This is a genomic window from Lysinibacillus sp. FSL H8-0500, from assembly GCF_038051955.1.
Taxonomy (GTDB): Bacteria; Bacillota; Bacilli; order Bacillales_A; family Planococcaceae; genus Lysinibacillus; species Lysinibacillus macroides.
Map to the genome: position 1 here is coordinate 4471638 of NZ_CP150292.1, position 13341 is coordinate 4484978.

The 13341-nt window shown below is 35.8% G+C and carries 16 protein-coding genes; 10 read left to right on the plus strand and 6 right to left on the minus strand.

Going from position 1 to position 13341, the window contains the following annotated elements; translation table 11 throughout:
* Nucleotides 1-714, plus strand: a complete 714-nt coding sequence (locus tag MHB44_RS21500) for a response regulator (RefSeq protein ID WP_341300817.1) — start codon at nucleotides 1-3, stop codon at nucleotides 712-714.
* A 106-nt stretch (nucleotides 715-820) separates the two neighbouring features.
* Nucleotides 821-2143: a citrate:proton symporter gene (locus tag MHB44_RS21505; protein WP_341300818.1), complete on the plus strand. Its 1323-nt coding sequence runs from the start codon at nucleotides 821-823 to the stop codon at nucleotides 2141-2143.
* Nucleotides 2144-2182: 39 nt separating this feature from the next.
* Here MHB44_RS21505 and MHB44_RS21510 read toward each other — a convergent pair whose 3' ends face one another.
* On the minus strand, nucleotides 2183-2974 hold the full coding sequence (locus MHB44_RS21510; RefSeq protein ID WP_341300819.1) for a DUF2268 domain-containing putative Zn-dependent protease: 792 nt from the start codon (nucleotides 2972-2974) through the stop codon (nucleotides 2183-2185).
* A 106-nt stretch (nucleotides 2975-3080) separates the two neighbouring features.
* On the opposite strand from MHB44_RS21510, the gene MHB44_RS21515 reads away from it, so the two are divergent.
* Nucleotides 3081-3332 carry a hypothetical protein gene (locus tag MHB44_RS21515; RefSeq protein ID WP_341300820.1) on the plus strand — a complete coding sequence of 84 codons (252 nt, stop codon included), beginning with the start codon at nucleotides 3081-3083 and terminating at the stop codon, nucleotides 3330-3332.
* Nucleotides 3333-3544: 212 nt separating this feature from the next.
* Here the strand turns inward: MHB44_RS21515 and MHB44_RS21520 are convergent, their stop codons facing one another.
* Entirely contained in the window at nucleotides 3545-4279 is a 735-nt protein-coding gene (locus tag MHB44_RS21520) for a polysaccharide deacetylase family protein (protein WP_341300821.1), read from the minus strand.
* A 678-nt stretch (nucleotides 4280-4957) separates the two neighbouring features.
* Between MHB44_RS21520 and MHB44_RS21525 the strand changes: the two genes are divergently transcribed.
* The 3 genes from MHB44_RS21525 (at nucleotide 4958) to MHB44_RS21535 (ending at nucleotide 6677) form a co-directional block, all read left to right on the plus strand.
* Nucleotides 4958-5260, plus strand: coding sequence for a DUF1805 domain-containing protein (locus MHB44_RS21525; RefSeq protein WP_053996826.1), 303 nt, complete (start codon nucleotides 4958-4960; stop codon nucleotides 5258-5260).
* A 104-nt stretch (nucleotides 5261-5364) separates the two neighbouring features.
* Nucleotides 5365-5979, plus strand: coding sequence for a DUF2238 domain-containing protein (locus tag MHB44_RS21530; RefSeq protein ID WP_341300822.1), 615 nt, complete (start codon nucleotides 5365-5367; stop codon nucleotides 5977-5979).
* Between the two features lie 53 nt (nucleotides 5980-6032).
* Nucleotides 6033-6677 (plus strand): SIMPL domain-containing protein, encoded by a 645-nt coding sequence (locus tag MHB44_RS21535; protein WP_341300823.1) that lies wholly within the window; start codon nucleotides 6033-6035, stop codon nucleotides 6675-6677.
* Between the two features lie 19 nt (nucleotides 6678-6696).
* Here the strand turns inward: MHB44_RS21535 and MHB44_RS21540 are convergent, their stop codons facing one another.
* Complete coding sequence (locus MHB44_RS21540) at nucleotides 6697-7344, minus strand: phosphoribulokinase (protein WP_341300824.1); 648 nt, start codon at nucleotides 7342-7344, stop codon at nucleotides 6697-6699.
* 137 nt (nucleotides 7345-7481) lie between these two features.
* Between MHB44_RS21540 and MHB44_RS21545 the strand changes: the two genes are divergently transcribed.
* Entirely contained in the window at nucleotides 7482-7727 is a 246-nt protein-coding gene (locus MHB44_RS21545) for a group-specific protein (RefSeq protein WP_341300825.1), read from the plus strand.
* Between the two features lie 50 nt (nucleotides 7728-7777).
* On the opposite strand, the gene MHB44_RS21550 is transcribed toward MHB44_RS21545, so the two are convergent.
* Complete coding sequence (locus MHB44_RS21550; protein WP_083448649.1) at nucleotides 7778-7936, minus strand: DUF1540 domain-containing protein; 159 nt, start codon at nucleotides 7934-7936, stop codon at nucleotides 7778-7780.
* 417 nt (nucleotides 7937-8353) lie between these two features.
* On the opposite strand from MHB44_RS21550, the gene MHB44_RS21555 reads away from it, so the two are divergent.
* Nucleotides 8354-8527 (plus strand): hypothetical protein, encoded by a 174-nt coding sequence (locus MHB44_RS21555; RefSeq protein WP_341300826.1) that lies wholly within the window; start codon nucleotides 8354-8356, stop codon nucleotides 8525-8527.
* 171 nt (nucleotides 8528-8698) lie between these two features.
* On the opposite strand, the gene MHB44_RS21560 is transcribed toward MHB44_RS21555, so the two are convergent.
* Both MHB44_RS21560 and MHB44_RS21565 read right to left on the minus strand, forming a co-directional pair.
* Nucleotides 8699-9583 (minus strand): AraC family transcriptional regulator, encoded by an 885-nt coding sequence (locus MHB44_RS21560; RefSeq protein ID WP_341300827.1) that lies wholly within the window; start codon nucleotides 9581-9583, stop codon nucleotides 8699-8701.
* A gap of 86 nt (nucleotides 9584-9669) precedes the next feature.
* Nucleotides 9670-10110 (minus strand): VOC family protein, encoded by a 441-nt coding sequence (locus tag MHB44_RS21565; protein WP_341300828.1) that lies wholly within the window; start codon nucleotides 10108-10110, stop codon nucleotides 9670-9672.
* Nucleotides 10111-10713: 603 nt separating this feature from the next.
* Between MHB44_RS21565 and MHB44_RS21570 the strand changes: the two genes are divergently transcribed.
* Together MHB44_RS21570 and MHB44_RS21575 are read left to right on the plus strand one after the other, a co-directional pair.
* On the plus strand, nucleotides 10714-11664 hold the full coding sequence (locus MHB44_RS21570) for an ABC transporter substrate-binding protein (protein WP_341300829.1): 951 nt from the start codon (nucleotides 10714-10716) through the stop codon (nucleotides 11662-11664).
* A 78-nt stretch (nucleotides 11665-11742) separates the two neighbouring features.
* Nucleotides 11743-13314, plus strand: coding sequence for a helix-turn-helix domain-containing protein (locus MHB44_RS21575; RefSeq protein WP_341300830.1), 1572 nt, complete (start codon nucleotides 11743-11745; stop codon nucleotides 13312-13314).
* The last annotated feature ends 27 nt before the right edge of the window (nucleotides 13315-13341 follow it).

Consider the following 13341-nt stretch of genomic DNA (forward strand, 5'->3'; position numbering starts at 1 on the left):
ATGACACCATTAAAACACGTATGGATTGTTGAGGATGATTTTAGAGTTGCTAAAATTCATGCAGACTATGTCCATACTATTAAAGGATTTAGCGTTACTGAGAATTTACGTACAGGTCAAGAAACTATTGATAAGCTAAAGATTACTTCTCACCTACCAGCAATTGTATTATCCGATTTATATATTCCTGATGTTGAAGGCAGCTCATTAATCGCCCATATACGTCATCTCTACCCTTCAATTAAAATTATCGTTATATCAGCAGCAACCGAAATAAAGCTGGTCAAAGAAGTGATTGATTTAGGCATTTTAGATTATTTAATCAAGCCCTTTGAACAGCAGCGACTTCAGCAAGCATTCAATAAATATTTACAAGAGTTTTCTGTATTTCAAAAAAGCACAAATGTTACTCAAAATGACCTTGATGCGCTCCTTTATCACGAATCAACAACTAAATTGGAACCTGAAGATACATTTGTTAAAGGGATTGATTTACGTACATTGCAGGCTGTCAAAAGCATTTTTGAAGAATCAAAAACACAGGAGCTTACAGCCTCACAATTAAGCGAGCTGATTGGCTCTAGTCGTTCAACAGCGCGCCGCTACTTAGAATATTTAGTGAGTGAGCAGTTTTTACAGACAAAATTGCTTTATGGTTCTGTTGGAAGACCTGAACGAAAATATGTATACCGTGAAACTTATGAACAAAATTAATTATATGTTCTTTATTTAACATATGACTATATTATTCTCCTCTCTTTTACACTATGTTATTTTTTTAAATAATCTGAAATGGTTGCTAACAAAGGGAGGAGTTATTTTGAGTTTAAGTATAATTGGTTTTTTAACCATTGTTATTATTGTTGCACTACTTATTAGTGGTCGTGTATCACCACTTGTTGCAATGGTTATTCCGCCTATTATTGCTGCATTAATTGCTGGCTTTAGTTTCAATGATTTAGGGGAATTCTTTACTTCTGGATTAAACTCTGTCATGAGTGTTGCAGTGATGTTTATCTTTGCGATTATTTTCTTTGGTATTATGCAGGATACAGGTTTATTTGAACCATTAATCAATAAAATGATTGCGCTTTCAAGGGGAAATATTATTGTTGTTGCAGTTATTACAGTGCTTATTGCTGTTGTTGCACAGCTTGATGGTTCTGGAGCTTCTACATTTTTAATTACAATTCCAGCACTATTACCTTTATATTTACGACTACGTATGAATCCATATTTATTGCTGCTATTAATTGCAGGATCTGCCGCGGTAGTCAATATGGTTCCTTGGGGAGGTCCATTAGGCCGTGTTGCCTCTGTACTAGAAACAGATGTTACTGAACTATGGTATCCATTAATTATTATTCAAGTGATTGGAATTGTGTTAATGCTAATTTTAGCTGTCTTTCTTGGCTTTAGAGAGAAAAAACGTATTCTTAAGCAATACGGTACACTTGAAATTGCTGCTGATGACCAAGTAGTAGGTCAAGGTATGATTACATCAGAAGTAGATACAAGCTTACAACGACCAAAATTAATATGGGTGAATGCCATTATTGCTATTGTCGTTATTGGTATCTTAGTAGCAGGTATTTTACCAGCAGGACTAGCCTTTTTACTTGGTGTAGCCATTGCGCTACCCGTGAACTATCGTACGCCTAAGGAGCAAATGACACGTGTACAAGCACATGCTCCAAATGCTTTAACAATGGCATCTATTATTATTTCGGCAGGACTTTTTTTAGGAATACTGAATGGTACAGGTATGCTAGTAGCTATTGCTAATGATGCTGTCAATATTTTGCCAGCGTTTTTATCATCCTATTTGCATATTATTATTGGCGTACTTGGTGTACCATTTGACTTGCTATTAAGTACAGATGCCTATTACTTTGCATTATTCCCTGTAGTTGAACAAATTGGATTATCGTTTGATATTGATTCTCTTTCAACTGGCTATGCCATGATTATTGGTAATATTGTTGGGACATTTGTATCGCCACTTGCACCAGCAGTATGGCTAGCGTTAGGTTTATCGGGCTTGGAAATGGGAAAACACTTAAAATACTCCTTCTTCTGGATGTGGGGATTAAGTATCGTTCTATTATTCACTGCTGTAGCGCTAGGTATTATTGCTATCTAATGATGAATAAAACCCAGCTGTCACGACGATAGCTGGGTTTTATAATGGAAACTCTGAGCCTACAAGTATACTTTGTGAAGGCGTTATCAAAAGATTTTGTGAGGAATGATTTTTGATATACGATTGAACAATGGCATAGCCAATACAGTAACCACCCCATGGAGGAAGCCTACCACCATATAAAAATTCAACATGGTTTTCTAGCCCTTCAAGGTGAATATTCGCTAAAAAATCTTTCTTCCATAGGGCAAGCATATGATCAAATGTATAATTATTTAACCACGGTGCTAGCCATTGATCACCATATAGCTCCTTCACTGCACTCTCTGCTAAACCCTCCAAAATCAGTGAGTCCAATAATGTCATGTCCTGTAAAGACTTATTCAAATAGTGCATACGACAAATATGATGATACTCATGTGCAAATAATGCCTGAAGCTCTTGCCTTTCAAGCTTATCTATCAATAAAAATAAGGCATTAGGGTAAGCAATGCCGTTTTTATTTGTCATTGTTTGTTTTGTTGTTAAAGGAAAAATATAAATGGGTATACTCGGCCCATTCCATGTCTCTTTTAGTTTGATATATTCCTTTTGTACAACTTCCCAACTATTTTGTTCTTGTAAGTTTTGTATATTAATGGTTTCGTCAGAATGGAATAAGCCCTGCTGTAGTAACTCAAATTGTATTTCCTCTAATGAGCCATTATAAAAAATTTCTAGTAAATGACGACACAGTAGGGTGCGCTGTAGCACTTCCCCATTAGCCAATCCGTTTGCCTGCTGTTGTATGACAAAGTTATGCAGCCATATATCTGTTGGTTGAACAGTCATTCTCTTCTCCCCCTTTATAGCTTATGTCTTATTAGACAATCGGCTAAGGATAAATGCATTAATTTGCATATATTAGCTTGTAATGAAGGTGAAAGGAGGGAGATTTGTGAATCCAGCTGATGCTTATAATCTTTGCTGTCAATATCATGGTAAACGTGTTAAAATTACGGATTCATCTGGTAAAGTACATGTTGGAGAAATTACAAAGGTAGATAGAAGACAGGTATGGATTCTGCCTGATAGAAGATATCGTGGTTATGGCTTAGGTTTTTGGGGATTTGGGGGATCGGGCTTTGGCTATGGCATTGCACTAGGAGCCATTTTAGGTATTGCTCTTGCACCCATTATTTTCTTCTAACGCAGCCAATCCGATGAATAGGAAGAGGGCTGGCTCTGAAAAGCTATTTTAAGATACCCCTTTGTGCTGAGGATGCTAACACTGTGAGGTAGCCATTGCAAATTGTACCGAAAGCATAGCGTTAGCTATAGGTACAGCAAGTTTTAGCAAATATTTAATAGAAAAATTAGGACTGTTGGAAAATAGAGGTCTTTTTCCAACAGTCTCTTTTATTACTGAACCTGCTCTTGCTGCTTGCTGTCAATCAGCTCGGATACTGTAACAAAGGTATAGCCTTGCTTTTTTAAAGCAGGGATTATTTCTTCGAGTGCCTTAATCGTTTGTGTACGATTTCCACCACCATCATGAAATAAAATAACATCGCCAGGCTTTGTGCCCTTCATCACCTTTTGAATGATTTTCTTTACACCTGGCTGTTTCCAATCCTGCGTATCCTGATGCCAAGACCACATAACAACCTGATAGCCATCCTTTACAGCAGCATTAATCATCGCATCCGTATAATTTCCACCAACAGGACGGAATAAAACTGGGGAAAAACCAGTAATACTATAAATCGTGTTATTTGTTTGTCGAAGCTCTTCTCGCAATGCCTTGATGGAAACCTTAAATGGATGTGTATACGTATGATTTGCTAATTCATGCCCCTCTGTATAAGAACGTAAAACAAGATATGGATATTTTTCTGCATTTTTGCCAATTATAAAAAAGGTCGCTTTTGCATCATATTTTTCCAGTAAATCTAGCACTGCTGCAGTATATTCAGGATGTGGTCCATCATCAAAGGTAAGTGCAACAATTTTATCCTGTGTGTGGATATCCCATACCACCTCGCCTGTTTCTTCATAATAACGGCGACCCTTATCAGCATGACCCTTTTGCCCTATAAAAACTCCCGAGATGATTAACAAGCAAACCGTCAACACCAATACATATAAACGTGTCATAGCATCACCTCCCAAGTTCAAATTCACAAAACTCCGTCAACTTACTATTTGCGAATTGCAGTGAATTATACTTGTGAAGGTTTGGTCACCTTGCTATTGTATAATGATTTCAGGAGGGAATGGCATGAATATATTATTAGTAATTCTTTATTTCATTAGTATTAGCATAACCGCTATAGTTTTTGCTTTAATTAACGTTTTTACATAACCTTTTTTTTACAATTAATTCTTATATTAGCAATGGTAATCTAGGGCTTTTCCCTCTTATATTTTTAACACGCTTTTTGATAATTTCAACAATAGGAACCTTTAAGCTTGCTACCATGTTAGTCAGAAAAATGCTAAAGACTAAGCAATTTTATATAATGATGATTTTTTTGTTATTTTTTCAAGTGTGATTTACTGGCTCATGCTTAAAGAAACTCAAGCTTTACGATTATTTATTTTTCAAAATAATCATTCTGTTACGGAGATTGCTGAAATCCCCCTACTAAACACCTTTTCAAATGCTATTTTTTTCAATGGCTGGACATTGTTGCGCTATTATTTACAGCTAGCGGTATTGCTTATATATGGACATTCATTCAGCATCGAGAGTAACTCTTTAATTTTTTTAAGAAAATGTTGAACACCTTTCTTATCACTGCCATATGTATAGAGGGAAAGGATGTGATTTCAATGGTGATTATTGAACCGATTATGATTAAAGGTCATTTTTTCACGGCAGTAGTCGTTCAATTACCTAAAACAACATTACTAACCGTTTCCAATAATACAGGCTACATTATGTGTGGAGCCCTTGATGTTGGTCTATTAAATAGCCATTTAGCAGATCGAAAAATTGTGGCTGGTCGTGCAGTAGGTGTGAAAACAATTGATGAGCTATTAACAGCCCCATTAGAGTCGGTTACTTACGAAGCGGAGCAGCTTGGCATTACAGAAGGAATGACTGGTGTAGAGGCATTGTTAAAAATGATTTAAGAGGGATGGTAACAAAAGCGTCAGTACAGACTAGACGCTTTTCTTTTCGTTACTGAATAAGTCTTTTACCCCTTTCCCATACTGAGGTATAAAGGGAGCGTGTCATGATGCAGTCGAAAATACATATAACTCTACTTGCTATCGTCTCAATAGTCTTTATTTGGTCTGTTATTAAACCATCCTCCTACCTCGATTGGCTTGCTGAAGTTAGTCCTGGAATTGTTGCTATTCTTGTAGTTACCGCCCTCTATCGTAAATTCCGCTTCACAACACTTTCTTATTGTATTATTGCTTTATTAGCCATCCTTACTTTTATAGGTGGGCATTATACGTATTCGGAAGTTCCTCTTTTTAATTGGATAAAAGATGAATTTCATTTACAGCGCAATCATTATGATCGCTTTGGCCATTTTCTAAAAGGTTTATTAGCTATTGTCATAAGGGAAATAGTAATTCGTAAGACCTCCCTTACAAAAGGAGCTTGGTTAACAGGGATAACAATCAGTATTATACTCGCTATTGCTGCTTTTTATGAAATTATCGAATGGTTAAGCACACGAATTTCAAAGGGCAGTAAAGGCGCAAAAGATTTTTTAGGTATGCAGGGAGATCGTTGGGACGCACAATGGGACATGTTTTTAGCCTTACTCGGAACAGTTTTTGCTTTGCTTTTATTAACAAAGCTCCATGATAAATTATTGAAAAGGCTGCACAACTAAAAATCTTTTTTGCATAGCATTAGTAATATAAATCTTACGAGAGGAGGAATTATATGTACTATGCACAGGTTCATCAGCAAGCACACCAGCCATCACGTACGATTACTGTTAGTGGTAATGGACATGTAATGGCTGTTCCAACTTCTGCTCAGCTACAAGTTGAAGTCCAAACTCAAGGAAAAAATGTTCAAATCCCTCAACAGGACAATGCTGTAATAATGAATCAAGTTATTCAGGCACTCATGGCTCTCGATATACCAAAAGAAAAAATCCAAACAGCTACCTATACTATTACACCGTTGTATAATTTTGAGGATAACAAACAAATTTTTACTGGCTATGAGGTGACTAATGCAATTATTGTTAATATCACAAATATCGATAATATTGGATTAATCATTGATACTGCCATAGAAAATGGTGCCAACCGTATTACCAATATCCAGTTTAATGTGGACCATACAGATGATTACTATCAGCAGGCATTAAGCTTAGCTCTTCATAATGCCCAAAGAAAAGCGACAACCATTGCGGAAACGATGCGTATAGCTTTGCCACCGCTACCCATTGAAATTATAGAAGAACCAGCTAACACGCCTGTCCTTTATCGCTCTATGGCTGATTTCTCAGGAGCTACCCCAATAGAGCAGGGACAAATCACTATCCATGCTACTGTTCGCGTAAAATTTCAATACTAAAGACAGAAGGTTTTTACCACTAATTTATCAGTGTATTTTTTTCAATATAGATTTTATCAGCCTCTGTCTTCATAACGATATCAAAATGCTTGCAATATGGATGCATAAACAATTCATATTGAATACGTCGTTCATTATGTGACTGCCTTAAATAATCAATAGCTGTTCCTCTTTCCCTTACATCACGACTGGATCTTCTCTTTAGTTCCATAGCCCCGTCCGTATAAAAATAAATTTTTAAATCAAATAACAGTGGATCAATAAATGCTACACTCATACCTTCTACAATCGTAAGCTGTTTTTTGGAAGAAATAACAGAGCTTTTCATATAATGTGTTTCGATTGTTAATAAATCCAGTCCTGCTCTTATCATCTGCACATCTCTTTCCAATGATGGCAGATGATGTGCAGCTGGATGGCAGGCCGTTATTTTATAATGATGCTCTTCATTTTGATATGTATAATCAATGAAAGTCTGTTTACGTATATCGGAGCTAACAATATACGGATCAGTATTTATATAATTCACTTTATCTTGATTCAAACTATTTATAAGCTTACCAGCAAATGTTGTTTTTCCAGCAGCTCCATGACCTGAAATGCCAATAATAATTCTTTTATCCATTGACTTGAGCCACTTTAGGATTTGCTTTAAAATCATTTCCATTATCATTCCTCCTTTTACCCTTTAATGATACTATTCCTACTCCATTTAACTAGTCATTTCTCAAAAGTAACATTCATGAAACCATATTGCAATGCATATAGTAGGACATCATCAATTGAATGAATAAGGAGGATTTAATGCAATCTGAAAAATTGCGGCTAAGAAAAATTCAGCGTCTTGCGTATGAAATTATGGATGAAATGCATAAAGAAAAAAATCAGCTGGAATTGCACAAATTTATTCCAATCATTGATAATTTAGCCCGAGCCATTGGCGATTTAACAGATTCTACTGGACAATACTCATTAGATTATGTAGAGGAAAAAGTGAAAAATGCCCACGCATTTTTATTTAGTAAAGAAAAGGTAGATATTTATTCATAAGGACAAGGAAAAAGGGTAACCATATAATTGGCTACCCTTTTATGCATTAATTAATGCGTTTCAGGTTCAAATGTTTTACAGTCTGTTTCCTCACTGTTGGAAGCTTGTTTTCCCTTTTGGCTAACAACATAAATTTTTTCTGCTGTACATTTATTTCCAGCATCCCAAAATGTGCAGTTATTGACCTCACAAAGAATTTTTTGTGTCATCGTTTCACACCTCCTCTTTGTTAGCTTTAACAAATTAGCGGCAATCAATACGTTCTATCTGTTCTTTTGATTTACGAATATTTCCTAGTCAGAATAAATGTTTTCTTTCTCTTTGTAATGCTTTTATATGGAAAATTATGTATTTTATAAATAGAAAATACATACTTTAATAGTTATCCACTTAATGAATTTCAACAATATCTCTGCTTTCCTATACAGGAGCTTTTGCAGTATCCATTCTGCAATTATGATTGATGTTCCTTATCCAATTCATAAAATATAAAGAAAAAAGATAAGATAAATATCATTAAAAACCATATTATTCGTGATAGTGAGATGACATCCCCAAATGACTCCAGATCTAATTTATAGAACAAAAAAGTTGCTATAGCGCTTCCTCCAACTGTAAACATCGAAATGATGATTGCGGAAATAGCAGAAACGAATATTCGTTTAACAGTTATAGAAATACTCATCACACCTCCCTCTATAAATGGATTTCAAATGTCTGTTATAAAAACAGCCACTAGGATCGCCAATACAGGCTATCAAATGGCAAGCACAAACTTTAGTGTTGAACCTAGTAAATAGTAGAACAGCTAGAGATAATTCAATTTGTATTTTCTGTTTTATTTATTATAAAAATCGTTAGGGTGATGTGTTGGTATAAAAATTGGAATTGTATTATATTGATAAAGAAATATTAAGTAAAAATATTGCATATTATTATTTATTCTTTACGATGCTATCAACAACAAGACTTTATTCCATCTGAAAGTCTAAATTAGCTGGATGTTTCGGCAAAGATGTTTGTGTCAACATATTTGTCGATGGTACTTTATCGTCAACTTCCTCCAAACGGAAGCCATCTGCCCATACTTTCCCAGAGCCAATTAACAACACACCAAAATAAATGGAGTCACTTTCTTCAGGCACATCTAACACGATTGAATAATGATTCCAGTCACTAGTCCCTGTAATCGCACGTTGATCCATATTATCAAATTGAATCGTATCCCCCATACTGTTATCAATCCGCATCCATGCGCCACATTTAGCTGCATCTGCTGTCTTTAAGTAGCAAGACATTTTCAGTCGCTTTCCTTTATAGCCCGCTGCAAGAAAACCTTGCATCATCGTAGCAAATTGCCCGTTATTTGCATTTGCCGTTGTGGAATATAACACACCTGAACGCTTCCCTGAATGAAATACTTGATCATCTGTATGGAATTGATATAACTCTGGATTCGCACCACTCAACATCCAACCCTTAACCTGTCCACTTGATTCCATAAAATTTTCCTCCTCCGTCATATTTAATGATTGCATCAATTTTCGATATTTCCCTGGTGGCAAGGCATACACCTCTTTAAAAGCTCTTGTAAATGCTTCTTGTGATTGAAATTGAAGTGTAACAGCAATCGTTATGATTGATGCATTGGAGTACAATAAATAACTTGCAGCCATAGCGAGTCGACGTATTCGAATATATTCACCAATCGTCAGCCCCGTTTCTTGCTTAAAAATACGACTTAGATGGTACTTTGAATAGCCCGCATTGCTTGGCAGACAGTCAAATGAAATTTCCTCCAATAATTGCTCCTCAATATAGGCAATAGTTCGCTGTGTTGCTTGACTATACTCCATATCACTCACCTCATCTTTATCATAACGGAGGAGAAAATAGATTATTTGATGGTGATTGCTAATTTTAGCTTACATAGATCAAACCTTTATTTAATAATTAGCATATCGTTTTCATCAAACTGCCACATCTCACCATATGCCACTTCCCAATAATATCCACTTGGATCTTGGAAGTAGCCACTATAACCTCCCCAAAATGCAATTTCTGGTGCTTTGACAATCTTTGCACCAGCTTTTTTAGCAAGCTCAAACACCTGATCAACTTCTTCTTTTGATTTTCCATTATAAGCAAGTGTAATCCCTCCAAAGCCTGTATGAATTTCTGGAGGATTCGCTTCATCGATATCCTTTACTAAACGTTCAATAGGAAATAAGGAAACCTTAGTCCCTTTATTATTAAAAAATATAACATCTGGATCTGTGTCCTTGCCATATACAACAACATCAAAGCCAAGCCCCTCTCGATAAAAAGCTAAAGACTCCACTATATCCTTCACACCCAATGTAATCAAATTTAAACGATTCATTTTCTACTCCCCTTTATAAAGAATTACTACGCTAACATTCGCTTCCAACTCAAAAAACCCTTTCCCTTATATGCAAAGATTTCTTACGCTAATCATTGATAATACACAAAAGTTATCTTGACGTTTCTATAACACGAAAAAGTGTATACTTTTTTGCTTGATTATGGCATGTATTATAAAAAAGCTATCAAGTAATTACACATATATAAGAAATAAATACATTAAATCATAACCTGCAAATGTCTAGGCATTTTTCAAGTAGAAAACAATGCCACAGCAGAGATTGCCACGTTCAACATTGGCACTTTTTTAGGCTCATCTATCGGAGGCTTTCTTATTCGCCATCAATCGTTAGCACATACTCCTTTGTATGGATTCTTAATGGTTATGCTAGCGGCAATTGTTACACTTTTATGGTTGCTTTTCGATAATAAAAAATAATAATTCTCTGAATTTCGTTTTGTATAAAAAAGAAGTAGAGAATGTGTATTGTTTGTTGATATATTGTATCCTATAATTTACTTGAATCAAACGAGAATGATTATCATTATGAATTAAGGTGCCATTCTTACTGTTCTAGTAAAAATATAGGAGTGAATTGTAATGCGTATAAGTCGATATTTTTCATTTGTACTTTTACTTGTACTAATGTTCGTATTAAGTGCTTGTAGCTCAAAAGAAGCACAAGAAGATACAGTGAAAGAGGAACAATCAAATAAAGATACAAGAATTGTAGAAGATGAGTTTGGAAAAGTAGAAATCCCTACAAATCCACAGCGTGTAGCTGCCATCTATTTGGAAGATTATTTAACTGCCTTAGAGGTAAAGCCTGTTGTGCAATGGTATCACCCTTCTTGGGGTAAACAAGATTATTTAGGATTAGATGTTCCTAATTTTGATATTACTGGTAGTATGGAGTCATTATTACAAGCTAAGCCTGACTTAATCATTGTAGATGGTGCCGCGGATAAGGCAAAGTATGAGGAATACTCAAAGGTAGCCCCTACTTACCGCTTAAAAGAAGATATTCTACAAGATCCACGTGAGATTGTGAAAACAATAGCTGATGTTTTAAATATTCCTGAGAAAGCAAACGAAATCGTTGATCAATATGAGCAATGTGTTTCCAATTTAAAAGCAAAATTAGATGAATCTGTTGGAGATGAAACAGTTGCTGTTGTACGACTAAATGTTACAGATAATACATTAGCATTATTTGGCGTTAAAAATCGCTACTCTGGCTATATTTATACAGAGACAGGCTTAACACCACATCCATGGGCCCGTGACATGACAGAGTTTCATGAGGTCTTATCAGAAGAGGCTATTCCAGAGTTAGATGCGGATCATATCATCCTTTTCCCTTCAAACGGCACTTGGGAGTCTGCAGAAAACCAAGAATCCATTAAATGGTTAGATAGTACCCTATGGAAAACACTACCTGCTGTAAAAAATGGACAAGTCTATATTGCCGATCGAACATATTGGCAATCAGGCGCAATCACAGCTAACTTGCTGAAATATGATGACCTTGAGAAATGGTTCGTGAAATAATTTTCAAAAGAAGGCTCTTAAGAGGGCTTTCTTTGTGTTGTTCTCCAAATTCAAACATGCCAAAGAGGTGAATCATCAATGGGTAACCTAACACATGTCTATACGTTGCAAAATATTTCTTATGCGCTTCAATCATCGAAAAAGCAGCAGTTTAGTAGTGATTTCTATACACTTTTCATCGTGATGAGTGGCAGCGGAAAACTAGAAATAGATCATAACACCATTCATCTTAGTGAAGAGAAGTGCATATTGGTACCGCCCAATAACACGATTAGTATACACATCCAAAACAAGCACCTTTGCTTTTATCAATTACAATTCAACATTGTCCATCTCAGTAATAAACAGACTACTTATAGCCATTTTACACATATCAAAGAACAACGTCTCCTCCCCTTTTCGCAATATCGTAGACTGCTAGAAGCCATTTATCAGAATCGTCTGGCGGTGGATGAACACACGATTTTTGAGCAGCATGTTCACTTTCAAGAGCTAATGCTATTGCTCTTACATCAAACCATACCTAAGCTGGTGCAAAAAAATGATCGCCAAGCTGTTGAGCAGTCCATTAACTATTTACATAAACATTTTGACAAAGAGTGGACTGTCGAGCAGTTGGCAGAGTTAGCCGATGTGCCAAGGTGGAATTATACGCGCATTTTTAAAAATATTACGGGACAAATCCCTCTTCATTATTTAAATAACATTCGTATTGAAAAAGCCAAGCAATTATTAATGACGACAAATGATCGAGTATTTGAAATTAGTCAGTCTGTCGGATTTAATAATGAGTATTATTTCAATCGTCGCTTTAAAGAGCATGTCGGTATCTCTCCAGGGCAATATCGAAGAAATCAAAGCAGCCATCTACGTGTATTTGCACCATTCCTAGAAGATTTCTTTGTTGCCCTTGGGATTACGCCAATTGCTCAATTCAGTCATTCAAAATGGGGAAAACAAGATTATTTAGGTCTACAAGAAGTGCCAGATATTGATGTACAAAATAGAGAAATGGATCGCCTTCTCCACTATAAACCAACCTTAATAATGCTAGATTCTGGTGTAGATCGTTGGGAATCCTTTCATCATTTAAATGAAGTAGCCCCTGTCTGCCATCTCTCACACCCTGGCGAGAATTGGCAATCTACTTTATTTAAAATTGCTGATTTAACAGGAAAAACCTCCTTGATGCAAGACGTGATCCTACAATATGAGGATAAGGTACAGCAAGCTAGAGAAATTCTGAGCAAATCCGTTTATGGGCAAAGTGTAGCATTTCTCCGTATTTCAGCCATTGGCATTACTCTATACGCGGGCCCTGAATGTGGCTATACCGGCCCCATTTTATATCGTGACTTAGGTTTAATGCCACATTCACTGGTATGGAGTATTCCGCACAATCAACGTAAAGCACAACTGACATTTGATCAATTGCTGCAATTAGACGCAGATCACTTGTTTATTACATTTGATAAACAACATTCTATTTATGAAAATGAGGAACGTGCTATTTTAAAAACTTCCACTTGGAAAAACCTAGCCGCAGTTAAAACCAACTGTGTCTATGAAGTAGACTTTTTAACATGGATGAATTATGGCATTCTATCACATAATAAAAAAATTGATGATGTCTTAAATGTTCTTGGCTAAATCAAGTAGAGGGAAAATAAATTTTCC